The organism is Pseudomonas chlororaphis subsp. aurantiaca, assembly GCF_013466605.1.
Lineage (GTDB): Bacteria > Pseudomonadota > Gammaproteobacteria > Pseudomonadales > Pseudomonadaceae > Aquipseudomonas > Aquipseudomonas chlororaphis_I.
This window is the reverse complement of the sequence record NZ_CP059162.1, coordinates 1,258,418-1,278,357: the sequence shown is the minus strand read 5'-3', so window position 1 is coordinate 1,278,357 and position 19,940 is coordinate 1,258,418. Positions and strand designations below refer to the sequence as shown.

The 19,940-nt window shown below is 63.9% G+C and carries 19 protein-coding genes; 9 read left to right on the top strand and 10 right to left on the bottom strand.

Annotated elements, in window-relative coordinates:
- Positions 1-52: 52 nt before the first annotated feature.
- Entirely contained in the window at positions 53-430 is a 378-nt protein-coding gene (locus H0I86_RS05690; protein WP_007927921.1) for a hypothetical protein, read from the top strand.
- Positions 431-481: 51 nt separating this feature from the next.
- On the opposite strand, the gene H0I86_RS05685 is transcribed toward H0I86_RS05690, so the two are convergent.
- Positions 482-691 (bottom strand): cold-shock protein, encoded by a 210-nt coding sequence (locus tag H0I86_RS05685; protein WP_007927922.1) that lies wholly within the window; start codon positions 689-691, stop codon positions 482-484.
- A 244-nt stretch (positions 692-935) separates the two neighbouring features.
- Between H0I86_RS05685 and plsB the strand changes: the two genes are divergently transcribed.
- From plsB to H0I86_RS05670, 3 genes are read left to right on the top strand one after another with little or no spacing between them, the layout of a single operon-like run.
- Entirely contained in the window at positions 936-3,440 is a 2,505-nt protein-coding gene (gene plsB / locus H0I86_RS05680; RefSeq protein ID WP_180924337.1) for a glycerol-3-phosphate 1-O-acyltransferase PlsB, read from the top strand.
- Between the two features lie 52 nt (positions 3,441-3,492).
- Complete coding sequence (locus tag H0I86_RS05675; protein WP_180924336.1) at positions 3,493-3,891, top strand: YbaY family lipoprotein; 399 nt, start codon at positions 3,493-3,495, stop codon at positions 3,889-3,891.
- Between the two features lie 27 nt (positions 3,892-3,918).
- Positions 3,919-4,608: a DUF4197 domain-containing protein gene (locus H0I86_RS05670; protein WP_180924335.1), complete on the top strand. Its 690-nt coding sequence runs from the start codon at positions 3,919-3,921 to the stop codon at positions 4,606-4,608.
- A 114-nt stretch (positions 4,609-4,722) separates the two neighbouring features.
- Here the strand turns inward: H0I86_RS05670 and H0I86_RS05665 are convergent, their stop codons facing one another.
- Together H0I86_RS05665 and H0I86_RS05660 are read right to left on the bottom strand one after the other, a co-directional pair.
- Positions 4,723-7,788, bottom strand: a complete 3,066-nt coding sequence (locus H0I86_RS05665; protein ID WP_180924334.1) for an efflux RND transporter permease subunit — start codon at positions 7,786-7,788, stop codon at positions 4,723-4,725.
- A gap of 6 nt (positions 7,789-7,794) precedes the next feature.
- Positions 7,795-8,895 (bottom strand): efflux RND transporter periplasmic adaptor subunit, encoded by a 1,101-nt coding sequence (locus H0I86_RS05660; protein WP_180924333.1) that lies wholly within the window; start codon positions 8,893-8,895, stop codon positions 7,795-7,797.
- Between the two features lie 93 nt (positions 8,896-8,988).
- Here H0I86_RS05660 and H0I86_RS05655 point away from each other — a divergent pair, with 93 nt between their 5' ends.
- Entirely contained in the window at positions 8,989-9,633 is a 645-nt protein-coding gene (locus H0I86_RS05655; RefSeq protein ID WP_180924332.1) for a TetR/AcrR family transcriptional regulator, read from the top strand.
- A 56-nt stretch (positions 9,634-9,689) separates the two neighbouring features.
- On the opposite strand, the gene H0I86_RS05650 is transcribed toward H0I86_RS05655, so the two are convergent.
- Complete coding sequence (locus tag H0I86_RS05650) at positions 9,690-10,472, bottom strand: class I SAM-dependent methyltransferase (RefSeq protein ID WP_180924331.1); 783 nt, start codon at positions 10,470-10,472, stop codon at positions 9,690-9,692.
- Between the two features lie 94 nt (positions 10,473-10,566).
- Between H0I86_RS05650 and H0I86_RS05645 the strand changes: the two genes are divergently transcribed.
- Positions 10,567-11,187: an energy transducer TonB gene (locus H0I86_RS05645; protein ID WP_180924330.1), complete on the top strand. Its 621-nt coding sequence runs from the start codon at positions 10,567-10,569 to the stop codon at positions 11,185-11,187.
- Between the two features lie 68 nt (positions 11,188-11,255).
- On the opposite strand, the gene H0I86_RS05640 is transcribed toward H0I86_RS05645, so the two are convergent.
- The 6 genes from H0I86_RS05640 to ppc all read right to left on the bottom strand — a co-directional run bounded on the left by H0I86_RS05640 (position 11,256) and on the right by ppc (position 17,804).
- Complete coding sequence (locus H0I86_RS05640) at positions 11,256-12,083, bottom strand: isocitrate lyase/PEP mutase family protein (RefSeq protein ID WP_180924329.1); 828 nt, start codon at positions 12,081-12,083, stop codon at positions 11,256-11,258.
- 33 nt (positions 12,084-12,116) lie between these two features.
- Positions 12,117-12,977: a DUF72 domain-containing protein gene (locus tag H0I86_RS05635; protein ID WP_180924328.1), complete on the bottom strand. Its 861-nt coding sequence runs from the start codon at positions 12,975-12,977 to the stop codon at positions 12,117-12,119.
- Positions 12,977-13,279 (bottom strand): hypothetical protein, encoded by a 303-nt coding sequence (locus tag H0I86_RS05630; RefSeq protein ID WP_180924327.1) that lies wholly within the window; start codon positions 13,277-13,279, stop codon positions 12,977-12,979. The genes H0I86_RS05635 and H0I86_RS05630 overlap by 1 nt, the downstream gene beginning before the upstream one ends.
- A 184-nt stretch (positions 13,280-13,463) precedes the next feature.
- Entirely contained in the window at positions 13,464-14,138 is a 675-nt protein-coding gene (gene tsaB / locus H0I86_RS05625; RefSeq protein ID WP_180924326.1) for a tRNA (adenosine(37)-N6)-threonylcarbamoyltransferase complex dimerization subunit type 1 TsaB, read from the bottom strand.
- 98 nt (positions 14,139-14,236) lie between these two features.
- On the bottom strand, positions 14,237-14,884 hold the full coding sequence (gene adk, locus H0I86_RS05620) for an adenylate kinase (protein ID WP_009047185.1): 648 nt from the start codon (positions 14,882-14,884) through the stop codon (positions 14,237-14,239).
- A gap of 289 nt (positions 14,885-15,173) precedes the next feature.
- The gene (ppc, locus tag H0I86_RS05615) at positions 15,174-17,804 is read right to left on the bottom strand and encodes a phosphoenolpyruvate carboxylase (protein ID WP_180924325.1); all 2,631 of its coding nucleotides are present in this window, start codon (positions 17,802-17,804) and stop codon (positions 15,174-15,176) included.
- Between the two features lie 240 nt (positions 17,805-18,044).
- Here ppc and H0I86_RS05610 point away from each other — a divergent pair, with 240 nt between their 5' ends.
- The 3 genes from H0I86_RS05610 to lptF all read left to right on the top strand — a co-directional run bounded on the left by H0I86_RS05610 (position 18,045) and on the right by lptF (position 19,931).
- Positions 18,045-18,389: a hypothetical protein gene (locus H0I86_RS05610; RefSeq protein ID WP_009047183.1), complete on the top strand. Its 345-nt coding sequence runs from the start codon at positions 18,045-18,047 to the stop codon at positions 18,387-18,389.
- 286 nt (positions 18,390-18,675) lie between these two features.
- Positions 18,676-19,089 carry a DUF4398 domain-containing protein gene (locus H0I86_RS05605; protein WP_180924324.1) on the top strand — a complete coding sequence of 138 codons (414 nt, stop codon included), beginning with the start codon at positions 18,676-18,678 and terminating at the stop codon, positions 19,087-19,089.
- Between the two features lie 53 nt (positions 19,090-19,142).
- Positions 19,143-19,931, top strand: coding sequence for a lipotoxin F family OmpA-related lipoprotein LptF (gene lptF / locus H0I86_RS05600; RefSeq protein ID WP_180924323.1), 789 nt, complete (start codon positions 19,143-19,145; stop codon positions 19,929-19,931).
- The last annotated feature ends 9 nt before the right edge of the window (positions 19,932-19,940 follow it).

Genomic DNA, 19,940 nt, shown 5'->3' with positions numbered 1-19,940 from the left:
GAGGCCGAATAAATCCGCGAATGGATTTTTCAGACCCGCAGTGAGGACATCCATGCGCCAACCGGATATCGAGATTTACCTGAAAGACGCCGACGTCGACCACAAGGCCATCGCCGCCTGGCTCGGCGCGGCCCTGGGCCCGTGCAGCGACTGGGTGCAGAAAGGCCAGACCTACAAATGCAAGGCCGGCAGCGTGCCGGTGACCTGGCTGCCGAAAGCCGTGGGCAAGTGGAACAGCCTGTACCTGGAAAGCGACCAGACGCCGTGGGACGACGACATTGCCTGCGCCCGCGCCGCCTTCGCCGCGCTGAACGTCGAAGTGCGCTGCGCACCGGGCAGTTGGGTCGAGGAAGAAGGTGAAGAGTCGGCCGACCGCTGGATTCGCATCAGCGCCGACGGGGAAGAAGAGATTACCTGGCGTACCGCCTGATCTTGATTGCTGCAGGAGCGAGCATGCTCGCTCCTGCATGGAGCACAGCGCTTACAAGCCCACTACATCCTCAGCCTGCAAACCCTTCTGCCCCTCTACCACGGCGTATTCAACCTGCTGCCCTTCGGTCAGCGAGCGGTGGCCTTCACCACGAATAGCACGGTAGTGGACAAATACATCGGCACCACCTTCACGCTGAATGAAGCCGTAGCCCTTGGCGTCGTTGAACCACTTCACGCTGCCGGTCTCGCGAGTTGCCATCAATCCATCCTCCGTCTTTTTATTATCAGTCGGCTTACTGAAACGAAGCCGTGAGAACTTTCGCCTGGACCTGGGTTTCTATTGATGGGCCCCACATGCCCAGGCGTCAGTCGGGCGAGTATATGACAGGCACAAAAACTCTCAACTCAATCTTGTTTGCCGCTTTTTTGCCGATTTTCGGTGAATCCGGCACACTAGCCGCCCCGAGCAACTGCTCGGTTTTTTCCACTAAAGCAGAAGCCGTATGACCCGCTCCCCGTTCCGCCGTCTTGTGTTTGGCACCTTGCGCCGACTGTTGTACCTCTGGGTTCGCTCGGAGACGATCAACCAGTCGTCCTTCACCCTCAACCTCGACCGCAGTCGCCCGGTGTTCTACGTCCTGCAAAACCCTTCGCTCACCGACCTCGCCGTGGTCGATACCGAGTGCACCAAGGCCGGGCTGCCGCGCCCGGTGCTGCCGGTCTCGGTGGGCAACCTGCTGGAACCCGCCGCGTTCTTCTACCTGACCCCGGCCCCGGACTGGCTCGGCCGCCAGGACAAGCGCGGCGCCCCCCCGACCCTGACCCGCCTGGTCAGCGCCCTGAGCCAGAATGCCGCCGAAGACGCGCAGATCATTCCGGTCAGCGTGTTCTGGGGCCAGTCGCCAGACAGCGAATCAAGCCCGTGGAAACTGCTGTTTGCCGACAGCTGGGCAGTCACCGGGCGCCTGCGCCGGCTGCTGAGCATCATGATTTTGGGCCGCAAGACCCGGGTGCAATTTTCCGCACCGATCCACCTGCGCGAGCTGATCGAGCACAACAAGGGCCACGAGCGCACCGTGCGCATGGCCCAACGCATCCTGCGGGTGCATTTCCGCAACCTGAAGGCCGCAGTGATCGGCCCGGACATTTCCCACCGCCGCAACCTGGTCAAGGGCCTGCTGAACCAGCCACTGGTCAGGCAAGCAATCCTCGACGAAGCCGAACGGGAAAAGATCTCCCCGGAAAAAGCCAAGGCCGTGGCCCTGCGCTATGGCAACGAGATCGCCTCGGACTACACCTTCACCGCGATCCGCTTCCTCGAAGTGGTGCTGAGCTGGTTCTGGAACAAGATCTACGACGGGATCAAGGTCAACCACATCGAAAGCGTGCAGAAGATCGCCCCCGGTCACGAAGTGATCTACGTGCCCTGCCACCGCAGCCATATCGACTACCTGCTGCTCTCCTACCTGCTGTTTCGCAACGGCCTGACCCCGCCGCACATCGCCGCCGGGATCAACCTGAACATGCCGGTGATCGGCAGCCTGCTGCGAAGGGGTGGAGCGTTCTTCATGCGCCGCACCTTCAAGGGCAACCCGCTCTACACCTCGGTGTTCAACGAATACCTGCATACCCTGTTCACCAAGGGCTTCCCGGTGGAGTACTTCGTCGAGGGCGGGCGCTCGCGCACCGGGCGCATGCTGCAACCGAAAACCGGGATGCTGGCCATCACCCTGCGCAGCTTCCTGCGCTCCTCGCGCATGCCGATCGTCTTCGTGCCGGTTTACATCGGCTACGAGCGCGTGCTGGAAGGCCGCACCTACCTGGGCGAACTGCGCGGCGCGAGCAAGAAGAAAGAGTCGATCTTCGACATCTTCAAGGTCATCGGCGCCCTCAAGCAGCGCTTCGGCCAGGTGGCGGTGAACTTCGGCGAGCCGATCAAGCTGGCCGAGTTCCTCGACCAGGAACAACCGGGCTGGCGCGCCCAGGAGCTGGGCCCGCAGTTCAAGCCGGCGTGGCTCAACGAAACCACCAACCGCCTGGGGGAAAAGGTCGCCCAGCACCTGAACGAAGCGGCGGCGATCAACCCGGTCAACCTGGTGGCCCTGGCGCTGCTGTCCACCAGCCGCCTGGCCCTCGACGACCGCGCCATGGCCCGGGTCCTGGACTTGTACCTGGCGCTGCTGCGCAAGGTTCCCTACTCGCCCCACACCACCCTGCCGGAAGGCGATGGCCGGGCCTTGATCAAGCACGTGAAGGACATGGACCTGCTGTCCGAGCAGAGCGATGCACTGGGCAAGATCCTCTACCTGGACGAGCAGAACGCCGTCCTGATGACCTACTACCGCAACAACGTGCTGCACATCTTCGCCCTGCCGGCGTTGCTGGCGAGCTTCTTCCAGAGCTCGTCGCGCATGAGCCGCGAACAGATCCTGCGCTACACCCGGGCGCTGTACCCCTACCTGCAGTCGGAACTGTTCATCCGCTGGTCCCTGGACGAGCTGGACGGGGTGATCGACCAGTGGCTGGAGGCCTTCGTCGAGCAAGGCCTGCTGCGCTTCGAGAAGGACCTGTACCTGCGTCCGGCGCCGAGTTCGCGGCACTTCGTGCTGCTGACCCTGCTGTCCAAGAGCATCGCCCAGACCCTGCAGCGCTTCTACATGGCCATCTCGCTGCTGCTCAACAGCGGCCAGCGCAGCATCAGCGCCGAAGAGCTGGAAGACCTGTGCACGGTCATGGCCCAGCGCCTGTCGATCCTGCATGGCCTGAATGCCCCGGAGTTCTTCGACAAGAGCCTGTTCCGCCACTTCATCCAGACCTTGCTGGAGCAGGACGTACTGCGCCGCGACGAGGCCGGCAAGCTGAGCTACCACGAACTGCTCGGCGAACTGGCCGAAGGCGCGGCCAAGCGCGTGCTGCCAGCGGAGATTCGCCTGTCGATCCGCCAGGTGGCCCTGCATCGCAGCGAAGATGCCGCCGAGCAGGTCGCCGCCCCGCAACAAAGCGACTAGATTCTTATCGGCGCCAGGCGGTTTCTGGCGCCTCCCGATACGGAGATCCATCATGAAAAAGCTCACCCTGCTCGCCCTTACTACCCTGCTCGGGGCTTGTAACAGCATGCAACCTGCCAACAACGCCAGTCTCGACGGCGAAGTCTTCTACCTGCAACGCATCGCCCTGCCGCCAGCCGCCACCCTGAGCGTCAGCCTGCAGGACGTGTCGCTGGCCGACGCCCCCGCGGTGGTGCTGGCCGAACAGAAAGGCCCGGTCAAAGGCCAGGTGCCACTGCCCTTCCACCTCCGCTACGACCCGGCCCAGGTCAAACCCGGACACCGTTATTCGGTCAGCGCGCGGATCGAAATCGCCGGCAAACTGCTGTTCGTCACCACCGAGCACAACGGGGTGAAACTCGACGGCAGTGACCCGCAACCGCTGAAAATCCGCGTCGACGCGGTTCGTTAATCCCTTTTCTCGAACAAGGAAGCTGCCATGCTCCGTTCTTCCCTTCGCTTCACCAGCCTGTGCGCCGGCCTGCTGATCTGCGCCAGCGCCCTGGCGTTGTCCCTCGGCGACCTGTCGCAGCAAGACGCCACCGGCGGCCTCAAGGACGCCCTGACCCAGGGGGCCCAGGTCGCGGTCAAACAGCTGGGCACCGCCGGCGGTTTCAGCAACAACCCGGACGTGCGCATCGAGTTGCCGGGCAACCTCGGCAAAGTGGCGAAGAAAATGAAGCAGTTCGGCATGGGGGCCCAGGTCGAGGAACTCGAGAGCAGCATGAACAAGGCCGCCGAGGCCGCCGTGCCGCAGGCCCAGGCGCTGCTGGTGGATGCGGTGAAGAAGATGAGCGTGGAGGACGCCAAGGGCATTCTCAGCGGCGGCAAGGACTCCGCCACCCAGTACCTGAGCAAGACCAGCCGTGAGCAGATCCGCGTGAAGTTCCTGCCGATCGTCAAGCAGGCCACCGACCAGGTGGGCCTGGCCAAGCAGTACAACGCCTTCGCCGGCCAGGCCGCCACCCTCGGCGTGCTGGATGCGAAGAACGCGAATATCGAAAGCTACGTGACCGAACAGGCGCTCAACGGCCTGTTCGAGATGATCGGCAAGCAGGAAGCAACCATTCGCGAGAACCCGGCGGCAGCGGCCACCAGCCTGGCGAAGAAGGTGTTCGGTACCCTCTGACCCCTACCTGTAGGAGCGGCCGGTCGACGCTCGATTGCTCGCGATCTAAGCGCTGCGGTGTGCCTGACACACAGCGGCGTCTCGATCGCGAGCAAGCTTCGCTCCTACAGAGGCTCAGGTTTTCTTGACCCGGAACCACGCCGCATACAACGCGGGCAAGAACAGCAGGGTCAGCGCCGTCGCCACAATCAGCCCGCCCATGATCGCCACCGCCATCGGCCCGAAGAACACACTGCGCGACAGCGGGATCATCGCCAGCACCGCCGCCAGCGCGGTCAGCACGATCGGCCGGAAGCGCCTTACCGTCGCCTCGATGATTGCCTGCCACGGCTTGAGTCCGGCGGCGATGTCTTGCTCGATCTGATCCACCAGGATCACCGAGTTGCGCATGATCATCCCCGACAGCGCGATGGTCCCGAGCATCGCCACGAAGCCGAACGGCTGGCGGAACACCATCAGGAACAGGGTCACGCCGATCAGCCCCAGCGGCGCGGTGAGGAACACCATCGCCGTGCGCGAGAAGCTGCGCAGTTGCAGCATCAGCAGGGTCAGCACCACCACGATGAACAGCGGTACGCCGGCCTTCACCGAGTTCTGCCCGCGGGCCGAGTCTTCCACGGTGCCGCCGACGTCCAGCAGGTAACCGTCCGGCAATTCGGCGCGGATCGGCTCCAGGGTCGGCAGGATCTGCTGCACCAGGGTCGCCGGTTGTTCCTTGCCATAGATGTCGGCGCGCACGGTGACGTTCGGCAGGCGGTTGCGGTGCCAGATGATGCCTTCCTCGAAGCCGTACTCCAGGGTCGCGACCTGCGACAGCGCCACGCTCTTGCCGTTGTCGGTGGGCACCGCCAGGCTCGACAGCAGCGACAGCTCGGTACGTTCATGCAAGGTCCCGCGCAGCAGGATCTCGATCAACTCGTTGTCTTCGCGGTACTGGCTGACGCTGGAGCCGGTGAGCGAGCTTTGCAGGAATTTCGCCAGGTTGGCCGTGCTCACGCCCAGGGCGCGCGCACGGTCCTGATCGATATTGAGGTAGACCACCTTGCTCGGTTCTTCCCAATCCAGGTGCACATTGGTCACATGGGGGTTCTCGCGGACCTTGGCCGCCACCTTGCGCGCCAGGGCCCGCACTTCTTCGATGTGCTCGCCGGTGACGCGGAACTGCACCGGATAGCCCACGGGCGGGCCGTTCTCCAGGCGGGTGACCCGCGAACGCAGGGTCGGGAACTGTTCGTCGAGGGTTTCGATCAGCCAGCTGCGCAGGCTTTCCCGCTCCTCGATGGTCTTGGCCAGCACCACGAACTGGGCGAAGCTCGCCGCCGGCAGTTGCTGGTCCAGGGGCAGGTAAAAACGCGGCGAACCGGTGCCGACGTAGGCCACGTAGTTATCGATGCCGGCGTGCTCCTTGAGCATCGCCTCCAGACGCTTGACCTGGTCGGCGGTGTTGCTCAGGGATGCGCCCTCGGCCAGCTTCAGGTCGACCATCAGCTCCAGCCGCCCGGAAGCCGGGAAGAACTGCTGCGGCACGAAACGGAACAGCATCACCGAGGCAATGAACAGCAGCACGGTCAGGGCGATCACGGTCTTGCGCCGGCGCACGCACCATTCCACCATCCGTCGCACCCGCTGATAGAACGGTGTGCCGTACGGATCGGGCTGGCCGTCACCGTTGCCGTGCTTGGCCGCATGCAGCTTGGCCAGGTCCGGCAGCAGCTTCTCGCCCAGATAGGGCACGAACACCACCGCGGCGATCCATGAGGCCAGCAGGGCGATGGTCACCACCTGGAAGATCGAGCGGGTGTATTCGCCGGTGCCGGACTGCGCCGTGGCAATCGGCAGGAAGCCCGCAGCGGTGATCAGGGTACCGGTGAGCATCGGGAACGCGGTGCTGGTCCAGGCGTAGCTGGCGGCCTTGAGCCGGTCGTAGCCCTGCTCCATCTTGATCGCCATCATCTCCACCGCAATGATCGCGTCGTCCACCAGCAGGCCCAGGGCCAGCACCAGTGCGCCGAGGGAGATCTTGTGCAGGCCGATCCCCAGGTAATACATGGTGGCGAAGGTCATCGCCAGCACCAGCGGAATCGCCAGGGCCACCACCATGCCGGTACGCACGCCGAGGGAAAAGAAGCTCACCAGCAGCACAATCGCCAGGGCTTCCACCAGCACCTGGACGAACTCGCCGACGCCGGTCTTCACCGCGGCCGGCTGGTCGGAGACCTTGCGCAGCTCCATGCCGGCGGGAAGGGTTTTCTGGATCCGGGCGAACTCCAGTTCCAGCGCCTTGCCCAGCACCAGGATGTCGCCGCCGTCCTTCATCGCCACCGCCAGGCCGATCGCGTCCTGGCCCATGAAACGCATGCGCGGCGCCGGTGGATCGTTGAAGCCGCGGCGCACGTCCGCCACATCGCCGATCCGGAAGGTGCGGTCGGCCACCCGGATCGGGAAACTGCTGATCTGCTCGACGCTCTGGAAATTACCGGACACGCGCAATTGCAGGCGCTCGCTGCTGGTCTCGAAGAAACCGGCGGTGGACACCGCGTTCTGTTCTTCCAGGGCCTGCTGCACCGCAGCCAGCGGTAGACCGAGGGTCGCCAGCTTGACGTTCGACAGCTCGATCCAGACTTTCTCGTCCTGCAGGCCCAGCAACTCGACCTTGCCCACGTCCTTGACCCGCTGCAGCTGGATCTGGATGCGGTCGGCGTAATCCTTGAGCACCGCGTAGTCGAAACCGTCGCCGGTCAGCGCGTAGATATTGCCGAAGGTGGTGCCGAACTCGTCGTTGAAGAACGGGCCCTGGATACCCGGCGGCAAGGTATGGCGGATATCGCTGATCTTCTTGCGCACCTGATACCAGAGCTCGGGGATCTGGTTCGAGTGCATCGAGTCGCGCGCCATGAAGGTCACCTGGGACTCGCCCGGGCGGGAAAACGAGACGATGCGCTCGTACTCGCCGGTTTCCATCAGCTTCTTTTCGATACGCTCGGTGACCTGCCGGGAAACCTCCTGGGCGGTGGCGCCCGGCCAGTTGGTGCGGATCACCATGGCCTTGAAGGTGAAGGGCGGGTCTTCGCTCTGGCCCAGCTTGGTGTAGGACAACGCCCCGACAATGGCCAGCAACAGCATCAGGAACAGCACGATCTGGCGGTTGCGCAACGCCCATTCGGAAAGATTGAAACCCATCGGGGATTACTCCTTGGCCGCCAGATTGACCACGCGGTTGGAGCGATCCACCGGGCGTACCTGCTGCCCCTCATGGAGCACATGCACGCCAGCCGCCACTACCCAGTCACTGACCCCGAGGCCCTCGAGCACCGGCACGCTCTTCTCGCCGAAGGCACCGAGACGCACCGGGGTCTTTTTCAGGGTGTTGTTGGCGTCGACCCGCCAGACATAGGCGGCGCCGTTTTCCGCGGTCACCGCCGACAGCGGCACCGACAACGGCACACTGGCCGCGGCCTGGATGAACACCCGGGCGCTCTGCCCGAGTTCGGCTGGAACCTTGCCGGCGGTAAAGGCGATACGGGCGGCGAAGGTGCGGGAGCGTGGGTCCGCGGCCGGCGACAGCTCGCGGATCTGTCCGGCGAAACGCTGGTCGGGCTGGCTCCACAATTCCACCGCCACCGGCTGGCCGATGTGGAAGCGGCCAAAACCCTGCTCCGGCAGGCTGATCAGCACTTCCCGCTCGCCGTCGGTAGCGAGGGTAAAGACGGTCTGGCCGGCGGCAACCACCTGGCCGACCTCGACCGTACGCCGGGCCACGACGCCATCCTGGGGCGCGCGCAGCACGGCGTAGCCGGCCTGGTTGCTGGCCACGTCGAATTCGGCCTTGATCTGCTTGAGCCGGGCCAGACCCGAGCGATACAGGTTCTCGGCGTTGTCGTACTGGGAACGGCTGACCAGTTGCCGATCCATCAGGGTCTTGTAGCGGTCGCGCTCGGAACGCACCAGGTTCAGGTTGGCTTCAGCCGCCGCCACCTGAGCCCGGGTGGCTTCCAGTTGCAGTCGCACGTCCTGCGGATCGAGCTCGGCCAATGGCTGGTCGGCTTTCACCCGCTGCCCCTCATCGACCAGTCGTCGGCTGACCTTGCCCCCAATCCGGAACGCCAGATCCGGTTCGTAACGCGCGCGGACCTCACCGGGGTAGCTGTCCATGGCCTGCGCCGCGGGCTCTGGCTGCACCACCATGGCTGGGCGAATGGTGGTTTGCGCCGTTTCTTCATGTCCGCACGCGGACAGCAGAACGGCCAGGCTGACGGGCAACGCGAGGGGTAAGGCATAGCGGAACATGGTGAGGGACCTTTCGCTAAGGGTGCTTCGAATAATTATACTGGCGGGTATGTTATTAATAGCAAACTCACCAGTCCAGTATTAAAGCGAAGAATGTCCGACAATATTTCCACCTCAAACGGCCCCGGCCGCCCCAAGGATCTGGCAAAGCGCCAGGCCATTCTCGAAGCCGCGAAAACGCTGTTCCTGAGCAATGGCTACGCCAACACCAGCATGGACGCGGTGGCCGCCGAAGCCGGCGTTTCCAAGCTGACGGTGTACAGCCATTTCAACGACAAGGAGACACTCTTCTCCTCCGCGGTAATGGCCAAGTGCGAGGAGCAACTGCCGACGCTAATCTTCGAACTGCCTGCCGGCATGCCGATCGAAAGCGTGTTGCTGAACATCGCCCGGGGCTTTCATCTGCTGATCAACAGCGAAGAATCCTTGAACCTGCACCGCCTGATCATGGCCCTGGGCAGCCAGGACCCGAAGCTCTCGCAGATCTTCTTCGAGGCCGGTCCGCAGCGCATGGTGCAAGGCATGGAGCGGCTGCTGACCAGGATCGACCAGAACGGCGCCCTGCGCATCGACAAACCACGCAATGCCGCCGAGCACTTCTTCTGCCTGCTCAAGGGTGCGGCGAACTTTCGCCTGCTCTACGGCTGCGGCGAGCCACTGAGCGACGAAGCCGCCGAAGATCATGTGCGAGAAGTGGTGGGATTGTTCATGCGCGCGTATCGGCCGGAGTCGGCCTGAGCGAGCGGGGCGCCCGGTCCCTGCTCGCTATAGAGGCCCGAAAGCCCCGAGGAAGATCAGGCCTTGAGCGCCTTCTTCGGATAGATATCGTAGCGGCTGGACTTGCCGTCCAGCGCATGGCTCGGCTTGGGGCCCGCGATGCACGGCGCCTTGCGCGGGCGCTTGACCACCACCCGGTGACTGGCCAGGGCCAGGGCGGCCTCCAGCAGCGCCGGGGCATCCGGGTCGTCCCCGACCAGCGGGCGGAACAGGCGCATTTCCTTTTTCACCAGCGCGGTCTTTTCCCGATGCGGGAACATCGGGTCCAGGTAGATCACTTGAGGCGGCTCGCCCTCCCAGTTGCGCATGACCTCGATCGAGTTGCCCTTGAGCAGGCGCATGCGCGCCACGATCGGCGCCACTTCGAAATCCTCTCCCGCCCGGACCAGGCCGTCTTCCAGCAATGCACCGATCAATGGCTGGCGCTCGATCAGGCTCATCTCGCAGCCCAGGCTGGCCAGGACGAACGCATCCTTGCCCAGCCCCGCCGTGGCATCCAGGATCCGCGGACGCACGCCCTGGGCGATCCCCACCGCCTTGGCGATCATCTGTCCGCTACCGCCACCGTACAGCCGCCGATGCGCCGCGCCGCCTTCGACAAAGTCCACGCGCACCGGCCCTGGCGCGTCGGCGCCGAGCTGTTGCAGTTGCAAACCCTGCTCGCCGACCTGCAGGGCGAACTCCGCCTCGTCGATCTGCAATGGCAGCCCCAGTCGCTCGGCCCAGTGCGCCGCCTGCGGCTGGAATACATCGGCCAAGGCTTCGACTTTGATGCGGCAGGCCGCTGGTTGCTCACTCATCTGAAAACACGCTCAAAAAATTAATGATCGGCAAAAACTGCCGATAAAAGAACTATCCGGCATTTTGCCAGAGCTGAGCGTCGACCCGAGAGAAATGTCAGACATTCGAAGCCTATCCATTGGCGTCATATCGCCCCACGGCGATTACAGCCTCAAAAACTCCCAGGCACTGAGCGGCGTCAGCCATCTGTGGCAGGATTTTTTTGCCCAGGCGCTGGCCGAGCAACGCGGCGATGGCACGAAGGTCACTGACGACAGCTCTCGGGTGGCCGTGGACGGCCCGACCGAACCCCATGGCGGCAGCGACCTGCTGACGCAAATCGTTACCCAGCGCCATTGCGACGTCCAGGACACCGAGATCCGCCCGCCGGAGCCGCTGTTCCTGCCGATCGCCGAGTTCGAACTGGACCTGCTGGACAAACCCTTTCCACCCTTCCCGCCTGAAGAAGTCGTCGCCCAGCAACGCCAGCAAGACTTCGAAAGCGGCTGGGTACGCCCTATCGTCCTCAATGCCGGCCAGCCCCTGCCCGAGCCGAGCCCGGCGCCGCAACCACGGCCGTTGCACCTGCCGATCGCCGAATTCGAAATGGACCTGCTGGACAAACCGTTTCCGCCCTTCCCGCCGGAAGAACTCATCGAGCAGCAGAAACAGTTCGATTTCGATACCGGCTGGGCACGTCCGCTGATCCTGCAGAACCTGCGGATCGCCGCCTGACCTTCAACCAGCCGCGTCAGGCACTTTTTAGCCTGAGCGCGGCCAGCAACGACGCTTTCCCGCCCTGCTCAACCCTTGAACAACTGGTTGATCTGCCCGAACGGTATGGCCTGGTCGGCAAAGTCGAAGCTGCCGTGGTCGCGAATTTCCTGCGCCGCCTGATAAAAGGCGCCATAGGCGGCCCGCGCCAGGGCCGAACCGACGCTGATCCGCCTCACCCCCAGCTCGCTCAGTTGCGCCACGGTCAATTTCAGGCCGCCCGACATCAGCACGTTGACCGGTTTGGGCGCCACCGCGCGGACCACCGCGATGATTTCCTCGGCCGAGCGCAGCCCGGGCGCATACAACACATCGGCGCCGGCCTCGGCATAGGCTTGCAGGCGGCGAATGGTGTCCGGCAGATCCTGTCGGCCATGCAGCAGATTCTCCGCCCGCGCCGTGAGCACAAAGGGAAAAGGCAATTGCCGCACCGCGGCGACCGATGCCTCGATACGCTCGACCGCCAGCTTGAAGTCATAGATCGGATCATCGGCCCGGCCCGTGGCGTCTTCGATGGAGCCGCCCACCGCCCCGCAAGCGGCCGCTCGGCGCAGGGTCCGGGCACAGCCTTCGGGGCTGTCGGAAAAACCGTTTTCCAGGTCCACCGCCACCGGCAGATCGCTGGCCCCGACTATGGCGCGAACGTTGCCCAGGGTGTCGTCCAGGGACAAGGCGCCTTCAGCGTCGGGGCGGCCCAGGGAGAACGCGAAACCGGCGCTGGTAGTCGCCAGGGCCTCGAAACCGAGGCTGGTCAGCATCTTGGCGGAGCCCGCGTCCCAGGGGTTGGGAATCACGAAAGCCCGATCACGTTCATGCAGGGCCTTGAAGGTTTGGGCTCGAAGATTTCGCGCATCCATTGGCGGACTCCTGGGCAGGGAAATGATCCCGTCTCAGAGCAAGCCGAGTTGCTCCGCGGCGGGCTCTCTGTATAGCTCAGGCAAGGCCGGCAATCCAGGCAGGCGCTGCATCAGCCGCGCGTGGAAACGCCGCGCCAGCTCGGCGGCCAGGCGGTTATCGGCGGTGTGCAGGAAGATGTAGGGGGTTCGCCCTTCCTCGATCCAGCCGGCGACCTTGTCGATCCAGGGCACCAGGAACGGATCGTTGGCCTCGAGCTGCGGATGGCCGATAAAGCGCACCTGGGGAAACTGGGTGAAGGCCGCTGGGCGCGGCGGCACCTTGGGTTTCTTCGATTGCGCATGGAGCACCGACGGCTCGCTGGAAGTGCAGCTGAACAAGGCACGCGGGTCGAGGCAGATGCGCTCCACGCCGCGATCCAGCAGCAGGCGATTGAGCATGCGCTCGGCATCGCCCTTGGCGAAGAAATCCCGATGCCGGACTTCCACCGCCAATGGCCGCTCCAGGCCATCGATAAAGCCTGCCAGCTCGGCCAGGCGTTGTGGCGTGAAGCTCGCGGGCAGTTGCAGCCACAGCGGCGAAACCCGTTCGCCCAGCGGGCTGAGCAATTGCAGGAAGCTCTCGGCCGCGCCCAGTTGCTCGCGCAGGTCGCCGCCATGGCTGATGTCGCCGGGAAACTTGGCGGTGAAGCGGAAATGTTCCGGCATGGTCTGCGCCCAGCGCTGCACCGTGGCCTCGGCGGGGCTCGCGTAGAAGGTGGTATTGCCTTCCACGGCATTGAAGACCTGGCAATACAGGCCGAGAAAATCCGTCGGCCGCGCGCTTTCCGGGTACAGGTACTCACGCCAGGCGTTTTCGCTCCAGGAAGGACAACCGAGGTAATAAGGCAGCAACATCAGATGTGCAGGTCGAGACCCACCACTTCCATATCCCAATCGACGAAACCGGCGGTGGTCAGGTAGCTGGCCAGGGCATTGGCGACGCTTCTTTTCATGGCGCGCTGGAAGATCATGTCCTGCGGACGGGCGGGAAGATTGCTGGTGCGCCCGGCAGAAGCCTGGGAGCGCGCCTGGGCAGGAGTCTCGGGTTGGACTTCGACGGCATCTGCGTCCTCGAGGGAGTCGTCCAGCAGCATGCTGCCTTTGCGAGGCTTGCGCTTGATGGGATAGGACTGAGAGGAAATGCCGTCTATGCGCATAAATACATGCCCGATATCAATGATGGCAATTTAGCGGCACCTAGCCGACTACGCAAATGCCCGAGTGATAACTAGAACACAGAAAATGCAAAAGGTTTAAAAGCCGCCGGAAACTGCCGCGAAAACCTGACGATTGGCAGGTTCATCGCACGGACTCATGCTGGCAGACAGCCCTGTAGCGCGGTCAGCGCGCCTTGGGCGTCGCCACCTTGTCCCGCAAGTACACCGGTTGCGCCTCGTCCGCCGGGATTGCCTCGCCGCGTTCCCAGGCAAAGCGCGCCAGGGTCAGCAAGTCTTCGGCGTGGGGCAGCATGCCTGCGTCCTGGCCGCTGAGTTCGACGCCGATACGCTCGGCGTAGCCCCAGCCGGTGCCCGCGCCGAACCAGGCGCCGCTGGCGTCCGCCGGCAATGCCGCGGCTTCCGGCGGCAGCACCGCTTCGGCCCCGGCCAGGCGCATCTCGCCGGCCACTTCGCGGTAGCAGCCCCAGTAGACCTCATCCATCCGCGCATCGATGGCGGCGGCCACCTGGGTCGCGCCGTGTTCGCGCAAGGCCCGCTGCGCCAGCACCGCCAGGTTCGACACCGGCAGCACCGGGCGCTCGAGGGCGAAGGCCAGGCCCTGCACCACGCCGATGGCGATCCGCACCCCGGTAAAGGCCCCCGGCCCGCGACCGAAGGCAATGGCATCGACGGCCTGCAGGCTGGTGCCGGCATCGGCCAGCAGCTTCTGGATCATCGGCAGCAGCTTCTGCGCATGCAGGCGCGGGATCACCTCGTAGTGGCTCGTCACCTTGCCGTCGTGCAGCAAGGCAACCGAGCAGGCTTCAGTCGCGGTGTCCAGGGCCAGCAAGGTGCTCATCGATGTATCCATAAGGCAGAGGGAGTTGAAAAAAGTGACGCATTATAAACAGCAACGGCCCGCAAGCGGGCCGTTGAAGATGAAGCCGGTACGACTGGTCAGCTCAGCGCTTCGAGCACCTTGCTGGTGATCGACTCGACCGAGCCGACGCCCGCGATGTGGCTGTACTTCGGCTTGCCCTGATTGGCGGCCAGGCCTTGGTAGAACTCCACCAGCGGCTTGGTCTGGGAGTGGTAGACCGACAGGCGATGACGCACGGTTTCTTCGGTGTCGTCTTTACGCTGGACCAGGTCTTCACCGGTGATGTCGTCTTTACCGGCGATTTTCGGCGGATTGTAGACGGTGTGGTAAACGCGGCCCGAGGCTTCGTGTACGCGGCGACCGGCGATACGCTGGACGATCTCTTCGTCGTCGACAGCGATTTCGACCACGTTGTCCAGCTCGACGCCGGCCTTGACCAGCGCTTCGGCCTGAGGAATGGTGCGCGGGAAGCCGTCGAACAGGAAACCCTTGGCGCAATCGGCCTGGCTGATGCGTTCCTTGACCAGGTTGATGATCAGGTCATCGGAGACCAGGCCACCGGCGTCCATCACGCTCTTGGCTTTCAGACCCAGCTCGGTGCCGGCCTTGACCGCTGCGCGCAGCATGTCGCCGGTGGAGATTTGCGGAATGCCGAACTTTTCGGTGATGAACTTTGCCTGAGTACCTTTACCGGCCCCGGGAGCTCCCAGCAGAATTACGCGCATCGATGTGCTCCTCAATTTTTTATTTAGAAACGCTCGGATTCGCCTCGTGGGGCCAATCTCGGAAATGGGATAGTGGCCGCCCAAACGGCCAAAGGCTGATCAAGATACACAGCCGACACAGCGCACACAAGCAGCCGAAAGTCGGAGCAACCCGCCGACTTTATGCCCTGGCGACAGGGTGTTGCTGGTCGCAACCCCATAACAAAGTGTCGCCTGGCGACGGTCGCCAGCCCTTTCCGGCCAGCGCCCGAAGGACCGTGCCAAGCCACTGAAAACCCCGGCAATTACCTTAGCCGGTATTACGCAAACCGGCGGCAATCCCCGCCACAGACACCAGCAACGCCTGTTCCACCGGGCTGTCCTGCGCGCCGTCCTGGCGTCGCGAACGGGCCAGCAGTTCGGCCTGCAATAGATGCAGCGGGTCCAGATAGGTATTGCGCAGACGAATGAACTCCAGGGTGTCAGGGCTATGTGCCAGTAACTGCGACTGGCCGGTCAGCCCCAAGACCACCGAACACGCCTGCGACAATAAGTCGCGTAAATGCGCACCCAATGGCAGCAGGGCCGGCTCGACCAATCGTTCGTCGTAGGAACGGGCGATATCCGCGTCGGCCTTGGCCAGCACCATCTCCAGCATGTCGATGCGCGTGCGGAAAAACGGCCACTGTTCGCGCATCCGCCCCAGCAACTCGCCTTCCCCACGCTCCAGGGCCTTGCTCAAGGCGGTTTCCCAGCCCAGCCAGGCCGGCAGCATCAGGCGCGTCTGGGTCCAGCCGAAAATCCACGGGATGGCCCGCAGGCTTTCGATGCCGCCGGCACGGCGCTTGGCCGGCCGGCTGCCCAGCGGCAGGCGCCCCAGTTCCTGCTCCGGCGTGGACTGGCGGAAATACTCGACGAACTGCGGGTTCTCCCGCACCACCGCGCGATAGGCCTTGACCCCATCGTCGGCCAACTCGTCCATCAAGTCGCGCCAGGCCGGCTGCGGCAGCGGCGGTGGCAACAAGGTCGCTTCCAGCACCGCCGCCAGGTAGAGATTGAGGTTCTGCTCGGCGATGTCCGGCAGGCCGAATTTGAAACGAATCATTTCCCCTTGCTCGGTGGTGCGGAAGCGCCCCGCCACCGATCCCGGCGGCTGCGACAGGATCGCCGCGTGGGCCGGGCCGCCGCCACGCCCCACGGTGCCACCACGACCGTGGAACAGCAGCAGCTCGACCTGCTGCTCACGGCAGATATCCACCAGTTTTTCCTGGGCCCGGTACTGCGCCCAGGCGGCAGCGGTGGTGCCGGCATCCTTGGCCGAGTCGGAATAACCGATCATCACTTCCTGTGGCCCCTGCAGGCGCGTGCGATAGCCCGGCAGAAGCAGCAGTTGCTCGATCACCGGGCCGGCGTTATCCAGGTCGGCCAGGGTTTCGAACAGCGGCACCACGCGCATCGGCCGCAGCACACCGGCTTCCTTGAGCAGCAGTTGCACGGCGAGCACATCGGAAGCGGCGCCGGCCATGGAGATGACGTAGGAACCCAGCGAAGCCGCCGGGGCCGCGGCGACTTCCCGGCAGGTCGCCAGCACTTCGGCGGTATCGGCCGATGGCTTGAAGTAACCGGGCAGCAGCGGACGGCGGCTGCCCAGTTCGCGCATCAGGAAATCGATACGCTCTTTCTCGCTCCAGTCGCCGTAGCGGCCCAGCCCCAGGTAATCGGTGATTTCGGTCATGGCCGCGGTGTGCCGCGAGGAGTCCTGACGCACGTCCAGGCGCACCAGGAACAGGCCGAAGGTCACCGCGCGGCGCAGGCAGTCGAGCAACGGTCCGTCGGCGATCACGCCCATGCCGCATTCGTGCAGGGACTCGTAGCAGAGCTCCAGCGGGTCCAGCAGCTCGCGGTTGTTCTGCAAGACCTGCGCAGTCGCCGGCACGCTACCGCTCAATGAGGCCTGGGCCCAGTTGCGGGTGGCCCGCAGGCGCTCGCGCAGCTGCTTGAGCACCGCGCGATAGGGCTCGGCGCTGTCGCCGGCCAGGGTCCGCAGCGCCGCGTTGGCCTGCTGCATGGACAGGTCGGCAGCCAGTTGATCGACATCGCGCAGGTACAGGTCGGCGGCCATCCAGCGCGCCAGCAACAGCACCTCGCGGGTCACCGCCGCGGTGACATTGGGGTTGCCGTCACGGTCGCCGCCCATCCACGAAGCGAAGCGGATCGGCGCCGCCTCCAGCGGCAAGTGCATGCCGGTGGCCGCATGCAGGGCCTGGTCGGCCTTGCGCAAATAGTTGGGGATGGCCTGCCACAGCGAATGTTCGATCACGGCGAAGCCCCACTTGGCTTCGTCCACCGGGGTCGGCCGGGTACGGCGGATTTCTTCGGTGTGCCAGGCCTCGGCGATCAGCCGCTGCAAGCGAGTCTGGATCTGCGCACGCTCGGCCGAAGTGAGGTCGCGATGGTCCTGGGCGGCCAGTTGCGCGGCGATGGCATCGTATTTCTGGATCAGTGTGCGACGGGCGACTTCAGTAGGGTGGGCGGTCAGCACCAGTTCGATTTCCAGCCGCCCCAATTGCCGGGCCAGCGCCTCGGCGCCATGACCTTCGGCCCGCAGGCGCGCCAGCAGTTCCGGCAGCACCCGCGACTCGAACGGCGCCGGCTGCGACTCCTCGCGCCGGTGAATCAACTGGTACTGCTCGGCGATGTTGGCCAGGTTGAGGAACTGGTTGAACGCCCGCGCCACCGGCAGCAATTCGTCCTCGCTGAGCTGGTTGAGGCTGGCGCTGAGTTCGGCATCCAGCGAACCGCGCCGATCAGCCTTGGCGCCCTTGCGAATCTGTTCGATCTTGTCGAGGAAACCCTCGCCATACTGTTCACGAATGGTGTTGCCCAACAGCTCACCCAGCAGGTGAACATCTTCGCGCAAGCGCGCATCAATATCGGTCATCTACCTGTTCTCCAGCGGACTCGGGGCTCCTGCTAAGCCCCAAGAGTGCCGCCAGCACATGGCTATTAGCAAGGGCGGTCTTGGCGCGAACGGGTTCCGGCAAGGCCGGCGCACGACGAAGCGCCTTTAAACCTTGCGCGATGGAGCTAGTCTCAAGAGTAAGCCGCACAACGGCTTAGCGCCGGCACAGGCCGGTCACTCACCAGGCCCTGCCACAAGCAGGTGTTCATTGAGGTTGCCATGAAAATCCGTGAGCTCGCGCAACACTGGGAAGAAAACGCCAAGGGTCGCCTGACCAAGACCGGCTACACGATCTACCTGGATGTCGAAGCCGCTGCACGCCTGGCGGCGATTTCCGAGATGTACCCCAAGCGCCGGACCGAGGAGCTGCTCGGCGAACTGATCGGGGCCGCCCTGGAGGAACTCGAAACCAGCTTCCCTTATGTCCAGGGCCAGCATGTGGTCGCCACCGACGAGGAAGGCGATCCACTCTACGAAGACATCGGTCCTACCCCGCGTTTTCTCGCCCTGTCGCGGCGTTATCTACACGATATGTCGGCCCAGGCAGACGAGCAGAAACACTGATCCATTCCTGTATTTCTCACCGATAAAAGCGTTATTCCTGACCCCGGATCGGGTCAGGAGTACCCCTGCGCACGGCAAAAGTTCCTTATTTAGAGCCTTGTCCGCGCAGTCAGAAAATTTCCGGGCGATTGGCCATCTTCTCTGAACTATTCAAAAAAGCCTCGGGTCACAGCCAATAACCATCACTGGAACGGCCGTTTCATTTTCAACGCCCTCGGCATTGTCGTCACTCAGCGTTACGGCGTCGGAACCGGGATGGATTTTGATGTTTTTCAGGAGTTATCCAATGGAGTTGAAGACCATGAAGATCAGCACTGCCAAATCCTCGTCCACCCCTCTGCGCGGGCTGAAACTGGCCGCGCTGGTTCTCGGTAGCAGCCTGGTCCTGGCCGGTTGCGCCGGTAATCCGCCAAGCGAGCAATACGCGGTGACGCAATCTGCGGTCAACAGCGCAGTCAGCGCAGGCGGTACCGAATTTGCCGCCGTGGAAATGAAATCGGCTCAGGACAAGCTCAAGCAAGCCGAGCTCGCCATGCACGACAAGAACTACGACGAAGCCCGGCGTCTGGCCGAGCAGGCCGAATGGGACGCCCGCGTCGCCGAGCGCAAGGCTCAGGCAGCCAAGGCCGAACAGGCATTGAAGGACTCTCAGAAAGGTGTTCAGGAACTACGTCAGGAAGGCATGCGCAGCGTGCAATGAGCCACGGGCGCCGATTCCCACGTATTCGCAATCGATAAAAGGACGAAACCATTATGCGTAAACAACTGATGATCCCTGCCCTGTTGGCCCTGAGCGTGGCGCTGGCGGCATGCTCCACCCCACCTAACGCCAACCTGGAAAACGCCCGGACCAACTACTCCGCCCTGCAGGCCAATCCGCAAGCCACCAAGGTGGCGGCCCTGGAAACCAAGGACGCCAGCGAATGGCTGGACAAGGCCGACAAGGCCTACCTGAACAAGGAGGACGAAAAGAAGGTCGACCAACTGGCCTACTTGACCAACCAGCGAATTGAAGTGGCCAAGCAGACCATCGCCCTGCGCACCGCGGAAACCCAGCTCAAGGACGCCGGCGACCAGCGCGCCAAGGCGCTTCTCGATGCCCGCGACGCGCAGATCAGGCAACTGCAATCGAGCCTCAACGCCAAGCAGACCGATCGCGGTACCCTGGTGACCTTCGGTGACGTGCTGTTCGCCACCAACAAGGCCGACCTGAAGTCCAGCGGCCTGGTCAACATCAACAAGCTGGCGCAGTTCCTGCGCGACAACCCTGACCGCAAAGTGATTGTCGAAGGCTATACCGACAGTACCGGCAGCGCGGCTTACAACCAGTCGCTGTCCGAGCGTCGCGCCACTTCGGTACAGGTCGCCCTGATCAAGATGGGTGTCGATCCGGCATGCATCGTCGCCCAGGGGTATGGCAAGCAATACCCGGTTGCCGACAACGGCAGCGTTTCCGGGCGCGCCATGAACCGTCGCGTGGAAGTCACCATTTCCAACGACAACCAGCCGGTCGCGCCACGTTCGACCGTCAGCGTCAACTAAGCCCTGCCC

Bases quoted from the DNA above. Each gene is read 5' to 3' on its own strand.
- adk (WP_009047185.1), bottom strand. From the start codon at position 14,884: ATGCGCGTAATTCTGCTGGGAGCTCCCGGGGCCGGTAAAGGTACTCAG.
- tsaB (WP_180924326.1), bottom strand. From the start codon at position 14,138: ATGAGCACCTTGCTGGCCCTGGACACCGCGACTGAAGCCTGCTCGGTT.
- lptF (WP_180924323.1), top strand. From the start codon at position 19,143: ATGCGTAAACAACTGATGATCCCTGCCCTGTTGGCCCTGAGCGTGGCG.
- ppc (WP_180924325.1), bottom strand. From the start codon at position 17,804: ATGACCGATATTGATGCGCGCTTGCGCGAAGATGTTCACCTGCTGGGT.
- H0I86_RS05675 (WP_180924336.1), top strand. From the start codon at position 3,493: ATGAAAAAGCTCACCCTGCTCGCCCTTACTACCCTGCTCGGGGCTTGT.
- H0I86_RS05640 (WP_180924329.1), bottom strand. From the start codon at position 12,083: ATGGATGCGCGAAATCTTCGAGCCCAAACCTTCAAGGCCCTGCATGAA.
- H0I86_RS05660 (WP_180924333.1), bottom strand. From the start codon at position 8,895: ATGTTCCGCTATGCCTTACCCCTCGCGTTGCCCGTCAGCCTGGCCGTT.
- H0I86_RS05670 (WP_180924335.1), top strand. From the start codon at position 3,919: ATGCTCCGTTCTTCCCTTCGCTTCACCAGCCTGTGCGCCGGCCTGCTG.
- H0I86_RS05685 (WP_007927922.1), bottom strand. From the start codon at position 691: ATGGCAACTCGCGAGACCGGCAGCGTGAAGTGGTTCAACGACGCCAAG.
- H0I86_RS05630 (WP_180924327.1), bottom strand. From the start codon at position 13,279: ATGCGCATAGACGGCATTTCCTCTCAGTCCTATCCCATCAAGCGCAAG.
- H0I86_RS05690 (WP_007927921.1), top strand. From the start codon at position 53: ATGCGCCAACCGGATATCGAGATTTACCTGAAAGACGCCGACGTCGAC.
- H0I86_RS05605 (WP_180924324.1), top strand. From the start codon at position 18,676: ATGGAGTTGAAGACCATGAAGATCAGCACTGCCAAATCCTCGTCCACC.
- H0I86_RS05665 (WP_180924334.1), bottom strand. From the start codon at position 7,788: ATGGGTTTCAATCTTTCCGAATGGGCGTTGCGCAACCGCCAGATCGTG.
- H0I86_RS05655 (WP_180924332.1), top strand. From the start codon at position 8,989: ATGTCCGACAATATTTCCACCTCAAACGGCCCCGGCCGCCCCAAGGAT.
- H0I86_RS05635 (WP_180924328.1), bottom strand. From the start codon at position 12,977: ATGTTGCTGCCTTATTACCTCGGTTGTCCTTCCTGGAGCGAAAACGCC.
- H0I86_RS05610 (WP_009047183.1), top strand. From the start codon at position 18,045: ATGAAAATCCGTGAGCTCGCGCAACACTGGGAAGAAAACGCCAAGGGT.
- H0I86_RS05645 (WP_180924330.1), top strand. From the start codon at position 10,567: ATGTCAGACATTCGAAGCCTATCCATTGGCGTCATATCGCCCCACGGC.
- H0I86_RS05650 (WP_180924331.1), bottom strand. From the start codon at position 10,472: ATGAGTGAGCAACCAGCGGCCTGCCGCATCAAAGTCGAAGCCTTGGCC.
- plsB (WP_180924337.1), top strand. From the start codon at position 936: ATGACCCGCTCCCCGTTCCGCCGTCTTGTGTTTGGCACCTTGCGCCGA.